21 protein-coding genes and 1 tRNA gene are annotated in these 17,260 nt (G+C 63.5%); 5 read left to right on the top strand and 17 right to left on the bottom strand.

Features of this window, described 5'->3' with window-relative positions:
- Positions 1-76 precede the first annotated feature (76 nt).
- The 3 genes from WIN67_RS00875 to WIN67_RS00865 all read right to left on the bottom strand — a co-directional run bounded on the left by WIN67_RS00875 (position 77) and on the right by WIN67_RS00865 (position 1,653).
- A complete protein-coding gene (locus WIN67_RS00875; protein WP_339070496.1) occupies positions 77-739 on the bottom strand; it encodes a hypothetical protein in 663 nt (220 codons plus the stop codon).
- 24 nt (positions 740-763) lie between these two features.
- A complete protein-coding gene (locus tag WIN67_RS00870; protein ID WP_011058560.1) occupies positions 764-991 on the bottom strand; it encodes a RebB family R body protein in 228 nt (75 codons plus the stop codon).
- 119 nt (positions 992-1,110) lie between these two features.
- Entirely contained in the window at positions 1,111-1,653 is a 543-nt protein-coding gene (locus WIN67_RS00865; RefSeq protein ID WP_181430787.1) for an RNA polymerase sigma factor, read from the bottom strand.
- A 188-nt stretch (positions 1,654-1,841) separates the two neighbouring features.
- Here WIN67_RS00865 and WIN67_RS00860 point away from each other — a divergent pair.
- The 3 genes from WIN67_RS00860 to WIN67_RS00850 all read left to right on the top strand — a co-directional run bounded on the left by WIN67_RS00860 (position 1,842) and on the right by WIN67_RS00850 (position 3,392).
- Positions 1,842-1,918 (top strand) — tRNA-Arg (locus WIN67_RS00860).
- Positions 1,919-2,092: 174 nt separating this feature from the next.
- Positions 2,093-2,944 carry a hypothetical protein gene (locus tag WIN67_RS00855; RefSeq protein WP_339070495.1) on the top strand — a complete coding sequence of 284 codons (852 nt, stop codon included), beginning with the start codon at positions 2,093-2,095 and terminating at the stop codon, positions 2,942-2,944.
- Positions 2,928-3,392 (top strand): hypothetical protein, encoded by a 465-nt coding sequence (locus WIN67_RS00850; RefSeq protein WP_339070494.1) that lies wholly within the window; start codon positions 2,928-2,930, stop codon positions 3,390-3,392. The genes WIN67_RS00855 and WIN67_RS00850 overlap by 17 nt, the downstream gene beginning before the upstream one ends.
- A gap of 18 nt (positions 3,393-3,410) precedes the next feature.
- Here the strand turns inward: WIN67_RS00850 and WIN67_RS00845 are convergent, their stop codons facing one another.
- The 7 genes from WIN67_RS00845 to WIN67_RS00815 form a co-directional block, all read right to left on the bottom strand.
- Positions 3,411-3,599, bottom strand: coding sequence for a hypothetical protein (locus tag WIN67_RS00845; protein WP_110595265.1), 189 nt, complete (start codon positions 3,597-3,599; stop codon positions 3,411-3,413).
- A gap of 72 nt (positions 3,600-3,671) precedes the next feature.
- Entirely contained in the window at positions 3,672-4,355 is a 684-nt protein-coding gene (locus tag WIN67_RS00840; protein WP_339070493.1) for a hypothetical protein, read from the bottom strand.
- Positions 4,352-4,933, bottom strand: coding sequence for an RNA polymerase sigma factor (locus tag WIN67_RS00835; RefSeq protein WP_268561959.1), 582 nt, complete (start codon positions 4,931-4,933; stop codon positions 4,352-4,354). The genes WIN67_RS00840 and WIN67_RS00835 overlap by 4 nt, the downstream gene beginning before the upstream one ends.
- A gap of 37 nt (positions 4,934-4,970) precedes the next feature.
- Complete coding sequence (locus WIN67_RS00830) at positions 4,971-6,740, bottom strand: VWA domain-containing protein (protein WP_339070492.1); 1,770 nt, start codon at positions 6,738-6,740, stop codon at positions 4,971-4,973.
- An 88-nt stretch (positions 6,741-6,828) separates the two neighbouring features.
- Entirely contained in the window at positions 6,829-7,389 is a 561-nt protein-coding gene (locus WIN67_RS00825; protein ID WP_170002517.1) for a YbhB/YbcL family Raf kinase inhibitor-like protein, read from the bottom strand.
- A 201-nt stretch (positions 7,390-7,590) separates the two neighbouring features.
- Positions 7,591-7,839, bottom strand: a complete 249-nt coding sequence (locus tag WIN67_RS00820; protein ID WP_221810039.1) for a BrnA antitoxin family protein — start codon at positions 7,837-7,839, stop codon at positions 7,591-7,593.
- Positions 7,790-8,095, bottom strand: a complete 306-nt coding sequence (locus WIN67_RS00815; protein ID WP_339070491.1) for a BrnT family toxin — start codon at positions 8,093-8,095, stop codon at positions 7,790-7,792. The genes WIN67_RS00820 and WIN67_RS00815 overlap by 50 nt, the downstream gene beginning before the upstream one ends.
- Positions 8,096-8,516: 421 nt before the next feature.
- Here WIN67_RS00815 and WIN67_RS00810 point away from each other — a divergent pair, with 421 nt between their 5' ends.
- Entirely contained in the window at positions 8,517-8,786 is a 270-nt protein-coding gene (locus WIN67_RS00810) for a hypothetical protein (protein ID WP_339070490.1), read from the top strand.
- A 48-nt stretch (positions 8,787-8,834) separates the two neighbouring features.
- Positions 8,835-9,428 carry a DUF4291 domain-containing protein gene (locus WIN67_RS00805; RefSeq protein ID WP_339070489.1) on the top strand — a complete coding sequence of 198 codons (594 nt, stop codon included), beginning with the start codon at positions 8,835-8,837 and terminating at the stop codon, positions 9,426-9,428.
- A gap of 173 nt (positions 9,429-9,601) precedes the next feature.
- Here WIN67_RS00805 and WIN67_RS00800 read toward each other — a convergent pair whose 3' ends face one another.
- The 7 genes from WIN67_RS00800 to WIN67_RS00770 all read right to left on the bottom strand — a co-directional run bounded on the left by WIN67_RS00800 (position 9,602) and on the right by WIN67_RS00770 (position 17,083).
- Positions 9,602-11,104: a YdgA family protein gene (locus tag WIN67_RS00800; protein WP_339070488.1), complete on the bottom strand. Its 1,503-nt coding sequence runs from the start codon at positions 11,102-11,104 to the stop codon at positions 9,602-9,604.
- A 199-nt stretch (positions 11,105-11,303) separates the two neighbouring features.
- On the bottom strand, positions 11,304-11,939 hold the full coding sequence (locus tag WIN67_RS00795) for an NADH:ubiquinone oxidoreductase subunit N (RefSeq protein ID WP_102882680.1): 636 nt from the start codon (positions 11,937-11,939) through the stop codon (positions 11,304-11,306).
- 93 nt (positions 11,940-12,032) lie between these two features.
- On the bottom strand, positions 12,033-13,481 hold the full coding sequence (locus tag WIN67_RS00790) for an efflux transporter outer membrane subunit (RefSeq protein WP_102882679.1): 1,449 nt from the start codon (positions 13,479-13,481) through the stop codon (positions 12,033-12,035).
- Complete coding sequence (locus WIN67_RS00785; RefSeq protein WP_339070487.1) at positions 13,478-14,368, bottom strand: HlyD family secretion protein; 891 nt, start codon at positions 14,366-14,368, stop codon at positions 13,478-13,480. The genes WIN67_RS00790 and WIN67_RS00785 overlap by 4 nt, the downstream gene beginning before the upstream one ends.
- Positions 14,365-14,574 carry a DUF1656 domain-containing protein gene (locus WIN67_RS00780; RefSeq protein WP_339070486.1) on the bottom strand — a complete coding sequence of 70 codons (210 nt, stop codon included), beginning with the start codon at positions 14,572-14,574 and terminating at the stop codon, positions 14,365-14,367. Before WIN67_RS00780 ends, WIN67_RS00785 begins: the two co-directional genes overlap by 4 nt.
- The gene (locus WIN67_RS00775) at positions 14,571-16,658 is read right to left on the bottom strand and encodes an FUSC family protein (RefSeq protein ID WP_296412978.1); all 2,088 of its coding nucleotides are present in this window, start codon (positions 16,656-16,658) and stop codon (positions 14,571-14,573) included. The genes WIN67_RS00780 and WIN67_RS00775 overlap by 4 nt, the downstream gene beginning before the upstream one ends.
- Positions 16,655-17,083, bottom strand: a complete 429-nt coding sequence (locus WIN67_RS00770; protein WP_110595253.1) for a MarR family winged helix-turn-helix transcriptional regulator — start codon at positions 17,081-17,083, stop codon at positions 16,655-16,657. The genes WIN67_RS00775 and WIN67_RS00770 overlap by 4 nt, the downstream gene beginning before the upstream one ends.
- Between the last annotated feature and the right edge of the window lie 177 nt (positions 17,084-17,260).

Genomic DNA, 17,260 nt, shown 5'->3' with positions numbered 1-17,260 from the left:
ACGCCTGGGGGTGAACAGAGCGGCCGGCGCCTCTGGCACGACGGCCCCGGGCGCCTTGCGCGCCCGAGGGTCGGACTCAGGAAGACGACGAACGATTGGCCAGAGTGGCGCTGTACTTGGCGATGCTGGCGTCGATCTTGTCGATGGCCATGCCTGCCGCCTCCGCTTCCATCGCACCCGCCGCAGCCGCCACGGCAGCGGCCGCGCCGACCATCAGGTCGGTGGCCAACACGCCCAGGGCATCCTCGGCGGCGCCCTTGACGTTCTCTTTGACGATGTTCTCGGTCATCTGCTTGAGCAGCACCGCCTGGGCCGCCAGGGCCAGCTTGCTGACCCCGTCGAAATACCCCGCCGCCGACTGCGCCACCAGGCCGGCGGCCTGGCTGATCATCATGTCCGGCGCGGCAGCGATCTGCGCCGGGGCATAGCTGAAAGTCTGGGCATTGGTGAACTGCACCGCCTGGACGATCTGGCTGTTGAGCGCATCGGTGCTGTCGGTGCTGGGGCTGCCGGCCTGCTTGAGCAAATGGGCGTTCATCGTCTCCATCACCGAAGGCCGCGCGGCGGCGGACGGCGGTGATGGCGCAGACTCGGCCGCCGCATCGGTGCCGGTCGACGTGGGCTCGCTGGGCGCCGCCTGAGGCTCGGCCGTTTCCACACCCCGACTGGGGCTGGCCGCCGCGCTCGCGGTGTCATCGGCCGCGGCCGCGGGTGGGGTTTTCTTCTTGAACCATGCCATGACGATTCTCCCGGGCGATCAGCCCTATTCGCCGATCGCCATGATCAACGCCACGGCCTTGGACACCACCGCGTTAGAGATCTGGTTCAGCGCCTGCTGGCTGTTGACCGCGTTCTGCAACGACAGGCCCGCCGAGTGGCTGGCCACCTGATACAACGAGGCGATGGCCTGGGCCGGAGCTTCGGCCACCACCTTGACGTTGGTCTGGGTCACGGCATCGGTGATCTGCGAGTTGACCATTGGATCGGGCATACATCTCTCCTTAGATGGAATGGCCCACCGCAGAAGGCGGCGGCACCGGCTACAGCGTCGAAAACAGGCTCACTGAACAAGAACGTCCCGGCGCACCCGCTGTGAATCCTGCCACACCCTCAACGCAGGGCCTCGCGCAACAATTGCACATGCTTGCGCGCCAGGGGCTGGTTCATTCCCAGCTCGGCGGCGATGTTCGGGTAGGGCAGATCGTCGACAAACTTCAGTTCAAACAAGCGGCGTTTTTTAAAAGGCAATTGCGCCACCCGCCGACTGAGCAGGGCCAGGGTTTCCAGCAGTTCCACCTGCTCCAGCACCGACATCTGCGGCGCCTCCAGCTGCTGCAGCGGGTCGTCCTCGAAATCGGCGAAATCCACGAACAGACGCTGCTCCCGCGCCCGCCGCCGACAGCTGTCGACAAACACATGATCGAGCACCAGGAACAGAAAGCCCTGGGGGTCGCGAATCCGCTCCGGCGAACGGCGAAAGAACAGCAGCGCCTTGATCGCCGTGGCCGCCAGCCACTCCTGAGCGCCATCGGCGTTACCCCGCGCCAACTGCCGGGCGCGGCGCTGCAACCCGGGCAGCACCGCCTTCCAACTGGCCTCGAACAGATGATCCGCCAACGCTGTCGACAGGCCCTCTTGCATCAAACAGTTCATCTCCCGCACCTCCCTGTGCCCCGTGACTGCACGGATATGGCTGCAGGTTGCGCTGGGCCGAACGGCCGATGCAGCGGGAAAAACTGCCACTACGGCCCGGGTTTCCGGGGATTGCGCCGGGCGGTGGAAAAGGGATGCAAGCCGGCGTGGACGCTTCGAGTCGACATAGGTATGATGTCGCCCGCACTGCATCCGTAGCTCAGCTGGATAGAGTACTGCCCTCCGAAGGCAGGGGTCGTGGGTTCGAATCCCGCCGGGTGCACCAGCTTCAACGAGAAAGCCCCAGGTCTGATGGCCTGGGGCTTTTTTGTTTCCGAAAGCCGGCGTTGCTGGCAGCAGCCTCATCCACTCCCTGATCCAGAACGACGGCTCGCGACTGGAGGCTGTCCCGGTGGAGCGCGACTTGCTACATTCCCAGCCCCCCGGACAGGAGGTCCCGATGCTGCGCCATCCCCTGCTCAACCATCCCTTCGAGCCAGACATTCGTGATTGGGTCAGCTGTTTCATGGGCTATGACATGCCCCCGGCACTGGATGCCGAACTGAGCCGCTATAACCCCAACGATTCCCAGGACCGCGAATACCTGATCCGTCATTACGCATTGCGGCGCGACTACCCCCAGCAGAACTTCCGTCATCGGCAACGGCTGGTGGAGGTTCTGCAAGCCGCACTGGACGATCCGGACTATGACTTCGACAACATCTGGGAGCCTGCTGAAGATGACGACGAATACGCGCAATGGCCCAGCACTTGGCCGGCGGTGCTCGACGACAGCCGGGACTTCTTCCAGCGCCTGCTGGTCGCGGCCCGGGAGCTGTGGCACGAGGACCTGAGCCGCGCACGGTTGCCTTCTCTGCAGGAATGCAGAGCGATTGCGCAGCGGGATCGGGGCACCCGCGACTGGCTGTTCAACATCGACAACAGCGAAACCTGGAGAGCGGTCTTCAATGAGGCGGCCACGCCCTATGACTTCAATACCCCGGGCCCGGTGTTTCAAGGCGAGCAACTGAGCCTGCAGCTGTATGGCGATCTGGGACGGCTGTCCGTGCCTTCCACCTGGCCGGCGAGCCAGGCCCCAACCCACTGCCGCTTGCTGCTTCAGGTCCAGGGCATTAGCGAACTGGCGCTCAGCGGTACGCGCTTCGACGGGCGCATGCGTACCCAGCTCACCCGCCTCAACCCCGGTTATCACCTGCGCCTGGAAATCGGTTTTGACTGCGTGATCGAATGCGTGGCGCTGTCCGTGAACATCACCGACGTCGAAGGAGTACGCGATGAAAAGCAACTTTGAAATAGCCCTTGAGCATCAGGAAATGCCCCAGTTCTTTCGCGGCCAGGGCCAGTACCTGACCCGGGATGGCGATTGGGACGAGCACCTGTACTGCATCAACTGGCCGGGGATCTTCGCTTACCTGCGGGACCACGCCGATGGCGCACAGCAACTGAGCAGCGCCTTCGAGCTTTACGTCTACAGCGTTGGGGAAACCATCGAGGATTGCTTCGGCCTGCGGGAAAACCTGTTCGGCTATTACTCGACCCGGACCCGCTGGGCGCCCGAGAGCGTCGATCTGCTGGCACAGCTGCCGGAGCCCTGCCGGCGGCGCATCGTGCAGCGTTTGAGCTGGTATCGCTGGCAGGTGGAAAATCACGCCCGGCTGCTGCCGGAACGGGCCCGGCGCATGACCGCGGACGGTGCCTGCGCCGAGTTCATCGACCTGCCCGCCTTGCCTTACAGCTGAACCCGGCGGCCGCCTGAGTTATTCATCCTCGGCGGCTTCAGCGTCCTGCTGCGCTTGTTCGGCTTCGTCCTGCGCCTCGGGATCGACGCCCTCTTCAGCCTCTTCCAGGCCAAAGTCCTTGCGACTCTCCTTGATGGCCTGACGGATATCCGCGCCCTTGATCGGGCAGTTCAACATTGCCGCTATACGGTCGATGCGGGGTGCCATGACCGGCCTCTCACTTTCTGGAAACTGCGCAGATAGTGCGCGCTTTCCCTGGCGACAGCCAACCCCCGCACCTTATTGACGACGCAAGGCTTGCAGGCGCGCGTCCAGATCCTCCTGTGGATACTGTTCATGCAACTGGAGCAGTAGCTCGGCCGCCGCACGGCTCTGGCCGTCTTCCCAAAGGCGCAAGACCGCCTGAAGTTGCTCATCCAGCCGTTTGATCGTCCGGGGCTCGACCGGGGCCGACATGCGCTTGGCCATCTTGCTCGACTCGGCCCTGGGCTTGGCCAGCGCAGGAGATGCTGCATCAGCGGACGCTTCCATCTCCGGCGCCGCGGCAACACTGCCGACAGGGGCCGCCGGAGCGATGGGCGAAGGGGCAGCGGGCTCAGGGACGCTCAAGGCCCCGGCCAGCTCGGCGGAACGTGGCGCCGCCTGGCGTGCCATGGGCGCAGCTGGGGCTGGAGCGGGCGCAGGGACAAAGGCCTGCTCTTGTGGATAGTGCTCCGGGGAAGGCCGCAGCAAGCCAATGACCAGGGCCACACCAAACAGGCTGGCAAAGGCCAGTTGATAGCGCGGCCGCTGGCAGGCGCGCATCCAGCGCTGCCAAAGGCTTGGCTTGGGCGCCGGGGCTTCGCGGCGCGCAGTGGCCAGGATCAGGGCATCCAGATGGGCCGGAGGTTCCTGGGCGCTGTGTTGGCGGATGTGCGCCAGCATCTGCTCTTCAGGGGACGGGGTCTGTCGGGCGTCAGTCATGTGCGTACCTCCTCGGCCAGGAGCCGACGCAATTTTTTCAGCGCATAACGGAAACGGCTTTTCACCGTTTCCAGCGGCGCCTGGGTCAGGCTGGCGATTTCTGGCAGTTCCAGGTCGCCGTGGGCGCGCAGCAGGAACACTTCGCGCTGGTCTTCGGGCAAGTCTTGCAAGGCGGCTTCGATACGCTGCTGGTCGCGGCACAGGCTCAGTTGCTGTTCGGGACCGGGAGCCTGGTCGGCTTCGCCGTGCAGTTGTTCGTCATAGCTGTCGTGCAGCGGGTTGTGCTGGCCGTGCTTGCGCCAGTGATCGATCAGGCGGTTGCGAGCAATCTGATACAGCCAGGTACGAAAGCTGGCCCGCCCCTGGGGCTGGCTGGTGCTGCGGATCAGGCTGAGCCAGGTGTCCTGGTAGACCTCTTGCGCCAGCTCGGCCTTTCCACACAGACCCAGGACAAAGCGATACAGGCCCTGGCGATGGCGCTGGTAGAGCAGCTCGAAGGCCGCAGGATCTCCGGCGCGATAACGCGCCAGCAGCGCTTCATCGCTGCTGGCATCGGTGGACACTTGGGGAGCAGACATAGGGCGGATGAACTCCTGTTCACTGCTCGTTATGGGTCTATTCAAGACGGCTCTGCACTTGGCTTACGTCCAACGGATGAGCCTCGGCCTGGGCAGCATTTTCCGTCTGAGTTTTCGGCGCCTGAGTTTGCAGACTTTGCGCCAGCTCCACCAGTTGTACGAACTCGCCGCGCAGTCCGTAAGGATCTTCGCCCTTGGCGCCCCGGGCCAGCTTGGCGGTGTCGGTCAGGCTGAAGTTGCCGGTGTAGCGGCCGTCCTTGAGCTGCTGGGAGAACGCCGCCACCGCAGCAGCGAAGCGCAGGTCGGTGCTGGCCTCAGCCAGTTTAGCCGGCTGCTGCGCGCTGATCGGCCGTTCGATCAAGCGGCTACTGCCACCTTCCGGCGCCTTGTAGCGCACCCGCAGCATCGCCAGTTCACCATTCTTGCCACTCTGCTGCGGCGCCTTGACCTGTGCATAACGCAGAGGCTCCAGCCAGCCCTTCTCGCCCGCCGGGACGATTTCATACAACGCGGTCACCGTATGCCCAGCGCCGATTTCCCCTGCGTCCACTTTGTCGTTGCTGAAATCTTCACGCTTGAGGGCACGGTTCTCATAACCCAGCAGACGGTATTCGCTGACTTGGGCCGGGTTGAATTCCACTTGCAGCTTCACGTCCTTGGCCACCACCGCCAGGGTGGAACTGAGCTGGTCCACCAGCACCTTGCGCGCTTCGCGCAGGTTATCGATGTAGGCGTAGTTGCCGTCACCGGCATCGGCCAGTTGCTCCATCAGGTGCTCGTTGTAGTTATCCACACCGAACCCCAGGGTGGTCAGGGAGACACCGCTCTTGCGCTTCTCGGCGGCCATGGCCTTGAGGCTGTCGAAATCGCTGATGCCGACGTTGAAGTCACCGTCGGTGGCCAACAGGATGCGGTTGATGCCCTTGTGGATAAAACCCTGCTGAGCCATCTGATAGGCCAGCTGGATGCCCGAGGCGCCCGCCGTGGAACCACCGGCGGTGAGCTGGTCGATAGCAGTGCGAATCTTCGCCTTGTCGCGTCCGGATGTAGGCTCCAGCACCACTCGCGATTCGCCGGCGTAGACCACCAGCGACACCCGGTCCTGATCCCGCAGTTGATCCACCAGCAGCTTGAGGGTGCTTTTCACCAGGGGCAGGCCTTCGCGGCGGTCCATGGAGCCGGAGACGTCCACCAAAAACACCAGATTGGCCGGGGCCAACTCTGCCACCGCGCGATCCGATGCCTTGATGCCGATGCGCAGCAAACGAGTGTGGGAGTTCCACGGAGAGGGCGCCAGCTCGGTGGTCACGCCGAAGGGCGAGCCATCGCTGGGCAGGGCGTAATCGTAGGGGAAATAGTTGACCAGCTCCTCCAGGCGTACCGCGCCTTCCGGCGGCAGGCTGCCCTGGTTGAGCAAGCGGCGGACATTGGCATAAGCACCGGTATCGACGTCGGCGCTGAAGGTAGAGACCGGTGCTTGGGCAACGCTGTGGATCGGGTTGTCCGGCAACTTCTGGTACTGCTCACGGGCCTCGTCGCGGTAACCGGCCATGATCGAATCACGGGCGGCGATGGGCGCCGGCATCGGTGCCGACAACCTCATGGGATGCGCCACGCGCTTGGTCATGGCGGCATCGGCGTGTTGCGCCTCGTACTGCGCTTCAGGCGAAGCCGGCAATGCTCCCTGGGTTGACGACCCGGCGGCGGATTCGGGCTTGGACGACACACCACAGCCGGCAACCGCCAGCAACAGACCGGCGGCGAAACCCTGGGCGACCGGACGAAGGAAATGCACGGGAAGGGACATGGGGGCTGACCTCGGGAAGAAATGATCCATTCCCCCCTTCAGACGAAGCCCCTGAGCCATTCGGGTTAAGCCCTGGAAAAAAATTCACTCAGCGAGCGTAACGGCGCACCACACTGCTATTGCGCAACACGTGGCCGTTGATCTTCTCCAGCAACTGAGCCCGGGTCAGCCCGGCAGGCAGGGCATCCGGCGCCAGATCCAGGGCGTAGATCTGGATGATGTAGTGGTGCGCGCTGTCACCCACCGGCGGGCATGGGCCCATGTAGGAAGTACCGTTGCGGCTGTTGAGGCCGCCCACACCTTCCAGAGTCGACTTGGTGCCAGCTCCGGCGGGAATCTGCCGAGTGCTGGACTTGATGCCGTAATGCACCCAGTGATCCACACCCTGGCCCTTGGCGCCGTCCGGGTCGTGCATGACGATGGCGTAGCTCAAGGTGCCGGTGGGGCCTGCGGTCCAGTTCAGGGCCGGGGAGTTGTTGTGCCCGCCACAGCCCTTGGCATCACTGGCATTGCCGGTGGTGAACAGCCGGTCATCCGAGACCCCAGGGATATTCAGGGTAAAACGCTCCTGGGCCTGCACGGGAAACTGCAGGCACAGCAGCACGGCACCAGCGGCCAGCCAAGTATTGCGGGAGGCAAAGCGAGACATACGAAAGCACCTTTTGCAGATGAGATCAGGGGGCCAGAGGACTATAGCCTGCACAAAAGAGCGCGCTCCTTCGTGCAGGGCGCGGGGAGATTGAGCTTGAGGACAGGGGCAGTTGTAAATGAATATTTCAGAGTCCAACCGCGATCGCGAGCACAGTTTACGGCCGGCCAGACACTGCGCCCGACATGACACGGCAGGCCCTCAGCCTCGATGGGCCTGCATGTACTGACGCAGCAATTGGTTGATCCGCGTCTGATAACCCGCGCCCTGGCCCTTGAACCACTCCAGCACATCGGCGTCCAGGCGAATGGTCACGGCCTTCTTGCCCGGCAGGTGCACCTCGGCGCGGCGAAAGAAATCGTCATCCAGCTCGGGAATATCTGAAGTATCGATGCTCTGGTCATCGGCTTTCGCCAGGCGCTCCCAATCCGTTTTCGATCCGTTGGACATAATATTTAGCCTCCCGTTTAGTGGCTTTTCGCGCCGAGATAATGCGCACCGCATGACCCCGCCGCTCGGTATGGACCACCACGCCCACCAGGGTCCTGATCCAACCGAGGCTGACCCAGCGTTCTTCGCCGTAGTCCAGGCGCTCATCGCGCAAGGACAGCACCGGACGCTGGAACATCAGCACGGCATCGTTGAAATCGATGCCGTGCTTGAGCAGGTTGGCGTGGTTCTTGGCCTCGTACCATTCAAAGTACATGAGCAATTCCGTATTTACAAATGTACATACAGACTAGCCAACCGTTCGCCAAAAGCGCCCTGGGTAAACACCTGGAAATACAGTCGTAAGCGGGATGGATGTGTACGGAAAAAGCCCTACAGCGTTCTCGGAAAAGACACCGCCACACTTGCCTTGCACCGCTGGAAGCCGGCGGCTTATAGTCCGGCCGTCGCCCAGATGGCGACTCGGGTTTGGCGACCCGACATATAGAGAATGCAAACAACCTGCTTGCAGGTTTTTTTGCGCCCGCATGATTGCTCTATGGCGGTTGTGCGTGGGAGACCTTCGGGTCTGTCGGTTTTCTCTATTGCCGGCTCGCCAACCTGCGCACAACTGCCACCTATTGTTTGGCGACGGTAAGTGGACAGCCGCTCAACTAACGGAATAGAGAGAACTGATCATGAACCGCTACATGCCGATAACCGGCCACGACTGCCTGATTCCTTCCCTGCTGATCGACACCCAGGCGCCCATCGACGTGCTGCACGACGCCGCAGCCTTTCGCATCCGCGCCGCGACCCAACTGCTGGAGAACTTCGCCGCCGAGAGCCTGCGCAGTGAACCGGTGGTTTTGCAGGAACTGACCCTGGTGTGCAGCATCCTGCTGCGCGATGGCTGTGATCTGCTGGATGGGACATCACGGCGCCTGCGGCCGCAGGCCGAACTCTAAACACCCCAGGGCGGCTTCCCGGCCGCCCGCTTTTCATAAGGAAATGCCATGCATAAACCCGCAACAGAACTCCCCCAGCGCCAGATCCGCGCGCTCTACGACGCCGACACCATCCGCGTCTACCAGGCCTACTCCGACAGCATCGCCGACGCCGCCCTGGCCCACGGCACCTTCGTCTCCCCGCCCTTCAAGATGGAGCGCATGACCTGGATAAAGCCGTCTTTCCTGTGGATGATGTACCGCGCCGGCTGGGGCTACAAAGACGCCGGACAGACCCGCATCCTGGCCATCGACATCAGCCGCGAAGGCTTCGAATGGGCCCTGGCCAACGGCTGCCTGAGCCATGCCGACGAGTCCATGAGCAAAGAAGAGTGGTTGAAGTTGAAAGATCAGTCGCCGGTGCGCATTCAATGGGACCCAGAACGGGATCTGTACTTGCGGCCACAGGAACACCGAGCGATCCAGATCGGCCTGAGCAAGGAGGCTGTGGCGTTGTATGTGAACCAGTGGATCAAGCGCATCACCGATGTCACGCCCCTGGCCCACGAGATTCATCGGCTTATTCAGCTAGGTAATTTGGACGGCGCCCACAGTCTGATTCCGCAAGAACAGGAATATCCCACTCCCCGCGAGTACAGATGAGTCGCCCTTGGCGCCAGCTCAACCATCAGCGACGCCTGCCCTACCTCCTCAGGACTGAGGCGCAAACACTGCATGACGACCCCTCTCCGGACAGCAAAACGCCCGGGCTGTTGAACAGCGCCGGGCGTTGGGCTTCGCGGTCGGAGGGCGCCAGAGACGCCCCCACTTAGGGCTTACTGCAGGGTGCCAGCACCGCCCATTTTGCTCATGACAAAACCCACGAACTGCTCGACGGTCATCTTCTGGCCGTTGAAATTCACTTCGTTATTGGCGTAGTGCAGCGACGACACCACCGCATTGCCTTCCAGCTTGGCCAACTGGGTGGCCAGGGCCATGGCGCTGAGCATTTCCGCGGTGGCGGCGCTTTGCTCGGCGATCTGCTTGGCATCGGTCTGGCCTTCGGCCTGGGCCTGCAAGGCGGCGACGTCAGCCAGCATCGGCTTGGACAGCGACAGCTTGGCGTCCAGCTGGCTGATCAGTTGCTTGCCCAGCTCAGCCGGCGGCAGTTCCAGGCTCTGCGGCTTGGCCAGGTCCAGGCTCAGGCTGAAGCGGCTTTCACCACCAGCGGTCTTGAATGCCAGGCTTTCCAGGGCGATCTGTGGTTTGGCTTCCAGGACCTTGTTTACCGCGGCACGCACCTTGACCTGCTGGGCGTCGCTCATTTGCAGTTCCGGTGCCGGCTCACCCTCGGCAGTCGCCTCGTTGGCCGCCTGCTGATACGGCTGCAGCACGGTCTGGTAGATCTGGAGCAGATCGATCATGCCCTGGCTGTCGAGGTTCTTCATGCTCCAGAGCATCTCGGCCGAACCCACGGTCTTGCCGTCGAAGGCGATTTCGCCCACTCGGTAATCCGCGCGGCCCGCTACTGTGCTGCCGGTTTCTTCGCTGGAGGTCTTCTGTTCGAAGTTCTTCAGGGTCAGCACCGACTGCTTGTCACCGAAGGTGGCCTTGGTGCTGGTGAGCTCCAGGGTGTTCTGCCCCAGGTAGTAGTCGAAGCTGCTCTTTTGCAGGTTGCTGGCCAGGGTCAGGCCGTTGATTTCCAGTTTGAGCGGTGCTTTTTCTGGCGAGCTGAGGAACAGGCTCAGGCTGTCCATGTAGCCGTCGACCTTGGCTTTCTGGCGGTTTTCGCTGACGCTGAAGGTGGCGTTCAGGCCGGAGAACTTGAGGTTGTTCAGCTCATCCAGGGCCAGCTCCATCGGAGCGAAATCCACAGTGCCCTCGGCGGACAGGTCATAGCCAACATTGACCACGCCCTTGAACGGTGCAGCGCCCTTGGTGGCGGCAAACCACTTGTCGGTCTGGGCATTATTTTCCAGTTGGTAATGACTGGACGCCATGACGGGCAGCCACTTGAGACGGATCAGGCGCGAGAAAGGCAGCGGGCCGTGTTCGATGTGGTCGGCGATCATCAGTTCCAGCCCACCGTTGAACACCTCGCCCTCGGTCTTGAGGCGGTAGCGGGCGTCGCTACTGAACACGCCACGCTCCAGGGACACCAGTTCCAGGGTAGCGGTGGCGTCGTAACCGATCAGCGCCGCTTGCAGCTCCTTGTTGCTTTCAACCACCTGCTGCTGCAGAACCCCTTCCAGCTTGGTGCCGGTGTACCAGGCGCCGCCGGCACTGATGACACCTACCGCGACGACGATTCCTAACAGTACGCCTGCTGATTTATTCATGTCTGACCCGATCAATATCCGTTGTTTGAAGGTGTGCTCGTCTTCCCTGAACCCATGACGGGTTGCGGCTCGACTCCGCGCAAAACCGGCGCAGATTACCACTGGCGGCTAGCGCGAGCCCAATCTTTGAATGTGAAAAACCGCGGAACGCGGGGGAGCGGGCCCTGTAGCGGTTGCCGCAGGGCCGGGGGAAGGGATTTCAGGAATATTCGACTTCCAGGGCATCGAGTTGATGGTCGAAGCTCTTCAGGCGGGCGCTCCAGGTGTAGACCAGTACTTCGAAATCCCGATCGATCACCGGGCTGTTGCCACGGGATTCGCCACGGGGATCACAGAAATCCAGCTGGTATCGCTCCCGCGCCATGGCGGTGGCGACATCCGACAGTTCCCGGGCATTGCTCAGCCAGTGATGGCCGTCATCGGCCTGTTTGTCGAGCAGCATGCACTGCTTTTTCAGAGCTTCCAGGCTCTTTTCCAGAGGGGTGCCAGTGAGTTCGCCCATGACTTCGGCGAAGGTCCGCCCCGGCTGCCAGTAGCTACCCCAGAAGTAGCGGTCGAACACCGTCTCGACCCGGCGCAAGGCCACCTTGGTGTCCCAGATCATCACCAGGGTCTTGCTCTGTTCGAGCTGTCTTTTCTTGATTTTCTGACTTTGCCACGAGGCCCAGGCCACCACACCGATGGCCAACACCGCGATCAGCGCGCTGGCGCTGTCGAGGAACACCATGGCCTTGTCGATCTGGTGGGCCAGCATGATGCCGTAGAAGTAGGTGGCAGACAGCAGCACCAGTGCACAGAGCGCACACCAGAAGCCCGGAGCATAAGGGTTTTTCATTATTGGAATCCCCATGACCATCACATGCTTTGATCGGCTGGAAAGTCCATTGCACGCAGGACGTTTCCAACAGATCAAAGCATAGCAACGGCCTCAGGGTTTCGCGGGTTGCGAGCCTTGCGTTCGTCCGCTTTCCCAACCGCCGCCCAGGGCCAGGAACAGATCGATCTGGCTCATCGCCACCTGAGTATTGGCCGCCGCCAGCTGCGCGCGCATGTCGGTGTAGGTACGGGTGGCTTGCAGGTCGGCGAGGAAGGAAGCGCGCCCGGCCTGGAAGAAACGGTGAGTCTGGTCCGCCGCCAGTTGCGCCGACTGCTCGGCATCCGCCAGGGCCTCGCGGCGTTGCAGCTGGGCGCTGTACTGGGCCAGGCCGGTCTGGGTTTCACGAATGGCGTTGAGCACGACTCCGTCGAAATGGGCCAGGGCGCCCTGGCTCGCCGCTTCGGCCTCATGAATGCGCTCACGGGCGCCGTTAGCCGGCACCGTCCAGCTGATCAGCGGACCAAAGCCCCAGCGGTTGGTGGAGGGCTTGCCGAGGTTGTCGAGGATGCCCACGGTGCCGACCGTCGCGCCAATGCTGATGTCCGGGTACAGGGCCCCGGTGGCCACGCCGATGCGCGCGGTGGCGGCGGCCAGTTGGCGCTCGGCCTGCCGTACATCGGGACGACGCTTGAGCAGCGCCGCGCCATCGCCCACCGGCAACAGCTGGGCGATGTGCGGTAACTCGGCGCACGTGCCGGTGCCGGCGGGCAGTTGATCCAGCGGTTTGGCCAGCAGCATCGACAGGCGAAACAGCCCCGACTGGCGTGCGGCTTCATAGCGCGGCAACTCGGCGCGCAGGGATTTGAACTGGGTCTGGGAGCGGGTGACCTGGGTTTCGTCGCCGCGCCCGGCATCGCGCAGGCGCTGGGTCAGTTCGGTGCTCTGGGCTTGCAGGCGCAGGGAGTGTTCGGCGATTTCCCGCTCCTCGTTGGCCGCGCAGACCTGGGTGTAGGCCCGCACCACGTCCGCCACCAGGGTGATGCGCGCGGTATCGGCCGCCGCCTGGGTGGCATCGGCATTGGCCTGGGCCGCTTCGATGCCGCGTTGCAGGGTGCCAAACAGGTCGAACTGGTAAGAGGTGCTGATGGACAGGTTGCCGACGTTGGCCACCGGTACTTTTTCCGGCAGCAGGAAGGCTTCGCCAGACTCCTGCAGGCGCTCGACCCCGGCCTTGACCCCACCGCTCCAGCCACCGGCTGCCTGGGCCTCATCCACCTGAGCCCGGGCCCGGGCCAGGTTGGCCGCGGCCACGCGCAAGTCGGTGTTGGAGGCCAGGGCCTGCTGCACCAACTGGTCCAGACGCGGGTCCTGGTACAGGCGCCACCAGTCGGCGGGCACCGGCGCCGACACCACATTGGCGCCCTGGGCGGTCAATTGGCCCTGCAGGTCCTGGCGTTGCAGCGCCGCGTCCTTGGGCAGACGGTAATCCGGCCCGACCATCTGACAGGCCGAGAGCAGCAGGCCGAGTCCGGCCAGGGCCAAACGTGCGCCGCTGTTCATTGGCCGGGCTCCCGCTTGGCCTGGTCGTCGAGGATCGACACCGTGGCGGTACGTCCGGCGATCATGCGGAAGTCCGCCGGCACCTCATCGAAGGCGATGCGCACCGGAATCCGCTGGGCCAACCGCACCCAGCTGAAGGCCGGGTTGACGTTGGGCAACAGGTTGGAACCGCTGCTGCGGTCACGGTCCTCGATCCCGGCGACGATGCTTTCCACATGCCCGCGCAGCCGCGCGCGGTCGCCGATCACACGGATGTCCACGGACTGACCGACATGGATGCCGTCGAGCTTGGTCTCTTCGAAGTAACCATCGATATGAAAGGAGTTACTGTCCACCACCGACAGCACCGGCCGGCCAGCGGTAACGAACTCCTGGGTCCGCGGCGCGCGGTCATTGACGTAGCCGTCCACCGGGCTGCGCACCACCGAGCGGTCGAGGTTGAGCTGGGCGCTGTCCACCGCCACCTGGGCCTCGGCCAGGGCCGACTGGGCACGGGCCTCGCGGGACTGGCTCTCTTCCAGTTGCTCGCGCGGCACCAGGTTGCCCAGGCCACGGTTGCGCTTGGCCTCGCGCTGGGCCTGGGCCAGGGTTTCCTGACGGTCGGCCAGGGCGGCCTTGGCCTGGCGCAGGGCCAGCTTGAAGCGGTCCTGGTCGATGCTGAACAGCACCTGGCCGCGCTTGACCTGCTGGTTGTCGCGCACCTGCACCTGCTGGATCAGCCCGGACACGTCCGGGGCGATCTGCACGATATCGGCGCGAATGTGCCCGTCCCGGGTCCAGGGCGCGAACATGTAGTACATCACCATGCGCCAGACCACCACGACCGCGAAGGTCACCACCAGTAACGTCAGGACCACACGGCCAATGGTCAATAAAGGTTTTTTCATGTCATCAGGTATCGACTGAGAGAGTCCACCGCGCCCAACAGCAGCGCGTAGAGACCCACGTTGAACAGCGCCCGGTGCCAGACCAGACGATAAAAGTGCAAGCGCGTCAGCAACCCGTGCACCAACAGGTACAAGCCATAGGTGATGCCCATCAGCACCAGCAGCGTGGGCAGGAACACCCCGCTGATATCCAGATCACCGATCACAAGGGCGCTCCATCAATGCCATGGGGAAGGGGTTGTTCAAGCTCGCCGGTGGCGACGAATTCCACCCCCGGTAGCAGCGCCAGGCGCAGGCCACTGAGGGCGTGCAGCAGATGCAGGCGGGTTTCGTCGTCGCCTTGCAGGCCCTGGCTGTTGAGCGCTCGCCGAGTGCGATCCAGGGTCATCAGCAACGCACTGGGTGCGGGCAGGCGCTCACCGGCCTTGAGGCAGGCCTTGAAGTACTCGCCGACCTCGGCCACCACCCGGCGCAGCAGGGTCTGGGCCTGTCCTTGCACCCGTGGCGCGTAGGCCTGCAGGTCCAGGACATTGAGCGCCACGCGCAACTCCCGCAGGGCGGCACCGGTGTCCTGGCCGGTCATGGCCAGGCGCGGCAGGTGCTGCATCAGCCGGTCGAGCATCTGCGCGCCCATGTGCCGGTGCTCGGCCAGGGTTGCCGGCTCGGAGAGGCTGACGATGTCGCGCCAGCTGAAGCGGGTCAGGCGCTTGGCCGCCAGCTCCGAACCGAACGGCCGGGCGATCAGGGTCCAGACAAAGGCAAACAGCAGGCCCATGGGCCCGGCCAGGTTGGCGTTGGCAAAACTCAGGAAGTCCGCGTCGTAGGCGCCCTGGATGCTGATGAAGGACGAGGTGTTGACGATGGTCAGGAGCATGCCCAGGTAGAACCGCGGTTGTACCGTCAGGGTGCCGACGCAGATGAAGGGCACGGCGAAGGCCAGCACCAGCATGGGGAAGTCATGCAGGTTGGGCAGGATCAGGAACAGGTAGAGGCTGGCGAACAGCACCGACATCGCAGTCCAGAAAAAGAACCGGTAGATCTGCGGGGCCGGGTCGTCCATGGAGGCGAAGAAGCTGCAGGCCACCGCCGCGAGGATCACCGCGCTGCCGCCGTCGGTCCAGCCCAGGAGTATCCACAGCACCGAGGCGACGATGATTGCGAGCACCGTCGAGCCCGCCGAGTACAGCATCAGCCCGCGGTCGAGAAAGGGCGTCAGCCGGCCCAGGCGCCAATGCCGGTAGACCGCGCGCCAGGGGGCCTGACTTTCGCTCTGGATGGCGTGCTGCAGGCTGCGGCAGTCCTGCCACAAGTCGATCCACTCGCCGAGGCGGTACAGGGCGTTGGACAGCAGCAACTGGTGCCGGTCATCCAGGGCTTCTGCGCTCGGCTGCAGGGCTTCAAGCTCATCGCGCAGGGCTTGCCAGCGTTCCACCGAAGCGTCCCGGGCAGTGTCTTGCAGCCATTCATCGGCCTTGGCCAGCAAGGGGGCAAATTGCGCCACCCGCTCCGGGGTACGCCGCTCCAGGGCGACCAGGGCGTCATCCAGGGCATCCACCACCGGCAGCAGGTGGATCATCCGCCCGCGCAGTTCCTTGGTGTTGCGCACCGTCTGCGGCCGGGCGCCTTCGTGGGGCAACTGGCCGATCATCAACTCCAGGGTGTTGAAGGTGCCCACCATCGACGTGCGCAAAGCGCTGACTTCTTCAGGCTGGACGTTGCGGGCCAGGAAGCGTTGGCTGTAGAGCGCGGCATCGGCGAACCACTTGCTGGTGGAATCGACGAACACCGGGGCCAGCCGCCGGGGCCAGAACAGGCTGCCGATGACCGCAGCGCAAATGATGCCGAGGAAGATTTCCTCGGTCCGTGCCTCGGCCACATCCCACACCGCCAGGGGGTTGTCCACCACCGGCAGGGCAATCAGCGGCAAGGTGTAGCCGGCCAGCATCAGGGCGTAGTTGTTGGCAGTGCGCAAATGCATGGACAGGAACAGCAAGATCCCGGTCCACAGGGCGATGATCAGCACCAGCAGATAGGGACTCTGCACGAACATCGGCACCAGCAGCACCGCAGCCGCCGCGCCAAGAAAGGTACCGACCGCCCGATACAGCGCCTTGGAACTGGTGGGGCCGACAAAGGGGCTGGAGACGATGTACACCGTGGCCATGGCCCAATAGGGACGCGGCATCTGCATCAGCATGGCGATGTACAGCGCGATCATCGAGGCGGCGAAGGTGCGTACACCGTAGAACCAGTCCCGCGCGGGGGGCATACCGGTGAAAAAGCCTTTCAAGATGGCAGCACCGGTACATGGCTGGCGGACTCGAAGGCGCGAATCACCCGCAGTGCCGCTTCCAGGTCGCTGCTACTGATGCCTTCGAGGACTTCATGGCGCAGGCGCACCAACTCACTCTCCACGGCGTGCACCAGCTCGCGGCCGCTGTCGGTCAGGCTCAGGCATTTGGCCCGGCGATCGTTGGGGTCTTCACTGCGGCACACGTAGCCGGCGCTGCACAGTTGATCCAGCAGGCGCACCAGCGACGGGCTTTCCATCCCCGCGGCCTGGGCCACCGTGACCTGACGCACGCCCTCGCCCAGGCGCCCGATCATCAACAGGGGCACCGCACAGGCTTCGGAGATGCCAAAGTTGACCAGGGTGGTCTGGCAGATACGCCGCCAATGCCGGGACGCGACCACCATGCCACTGCTGATGTTCATCTGGAGTGATTCAAGGGAGTTGGACACTAGATGGTTCGCACACTGTTAGTTTGCTAACTATCAATATGGCATCCACGGATAAATCCAGTCAAGTTTTGTAACAATTACCCAGCCCAAGCATCCTGCTGATCCGCTTCCAGCCAGAGCAGATACTGAAAAGGTATATACTTTTTCATG

It is taken from the genome of Pseudomonas idahonensis (genome assembly GCF_037903935.1).
In the GTDB taxonomy this organism is placed as follows: domain Bacteria; phylum Pseudomonadota; class Gammaproteobacteria; order Pseudomonadales; family Pseudomonadaceae; genus Aquipseudomonas; species Aquipseudomonas danubii.
Note: the sequence above shows the minus strand (reverse complement) of the source record. Positions and strands in the feature narration are given on the sequence as shown.

Bases quoted from the DNA above. Each gene is read 5' to 3' on its own strand.
- WIN67_RS00875 (WP_339070496.1), bottom strand. From the start codon at position 739: ATGGCATGGTTCAAGAAGAAAACCCCACCCGCGGCCGCGGCCGATGAC.
- WIN67_RS00870 (WP_011058560.1), bottom strand. From the start codon at position 991: ATGCCCGATCCAATGGTCAACTCGCAGATCACCGATGCCGTGACCCAG.
- WIN67_RS00865 (WP_181430787.1), bottom strand. From the start codon at position 1,653: ATGAACTGTTTGATGCAAGAGGGCCTGTCGACAGCGTTGGCGGATCAT.
- WIN67_RS00855 (WP_339070495.1), top strand. From the start codon at position 2,093: ATGCTGCGCCATCCCCTGCTCAACCATCCCTTCGAGCCAGACATTCGT.
- WIN67_RS00850 (WP_339070494.1), top strand. From the start codon at position 2,928: ATGAAAAGCAACTTTGAAATAGCCCTTGAGCATCAGGAAATGCCCCAG.
- WIN67_RS00845 (WP_110595265.1), bottom strand. From the start codon at position 3,599: ATGGCACCCCGCATCGACCGTATAGCGGCAATGTTGAACTGCCCGATC.
- WIN67_RS00840 (WP_339070493.1), bottom strand. From the start codon at position 4,355: ATGACTGACGCCCGACAGACCCCGTCCCCTGAAGAGCAGATGCTGGCG.
- WIN67_RS00835 (WP_268561959.1), bottom strand. From the start codon at position 4,933: ATGTCTGCTCCCCAAGTGTCCACCGATGCCAGCAGCGATGAAGCGCTG.
- WIN67_RS00830 (WP_339070492.1), bottom strand. From the start codon at position 6,740: ATGTCCCTTCCCGTGCATTTCCTTCGTCCGGTCGCCCAGGGTTTCGCC.
- WIN67_RS00825 (WP_170002517.1), bottom strand. From the start codon at position 7,389: ATGTCTCGCTTTGCCTCCCGCAATACTTGGCTGGCCGCTGGTGCCGTG.
- WIN67_RS00820 (WP_221810039.1), bottom strand. From the start codon at position 7,839: ATGTCCAACGGATCGAAAACGGATTGGGAGCGCCTGGCGAAAGCCGAT.
- WIN67_RS00815 (WP_339070491.1), bottom strand. From the start codon at position 8,095: ATGTACTTTGAATGGTACGAGGCCAAGAACCACGCCAACCTGCTCAAG.
- WIN67_RS00810 (WP_339070490.1), top strand. From the start codon at position 8,517: ATGAACCGCTACATGCCGATAACCGGCCACGACTGCCTGATTCCTTCC.
- WIN67_RS00805 (WP_339070489.1), top strand. From the start codon at position 8,835: ATGCATAAACCCGCAACAGAACTCCCCCAGCGCCAGATCCGCGCGCTC.
- WIN67_RS00800 (WP_339070488.1), bottom strand. From the start codon at position 11,104: ATGAATAAATCAGCAGGCGTACTGTTAGGAATCGTCGTCGCGGTAGGT.
- WIN67_RS00795 (WP_102882680.1), bottom strand. From the start codon at position 11,939: ATGAAAAACCCTTATGCTCCGGGCTTCTGGTGTGCGCTCTGTGCACTG.
- WIN67_RS00790 (WP_102882679.1), bottom strand. From the start codon at position 13,481: ATGAACAGCGGCGCACGTTTGGCCCTGGCCGGACTCGGCCTGCTGCTC.
- WIN67_RS00785 (WP_339070487.1), bottom strand. From the start codon at position 14,368: ATGAAAAAACCTTTATTGACCATTGGCCGTGTGGTCCTGACGTTACTG.
- WIN67_RS00770 (WP_110595253.1), bottom strand. From the start codon at position 17,083: ATGAACATCAGCAGTGGCATGGTGGTCGCGTCCCGGCATTGGCGGCGT.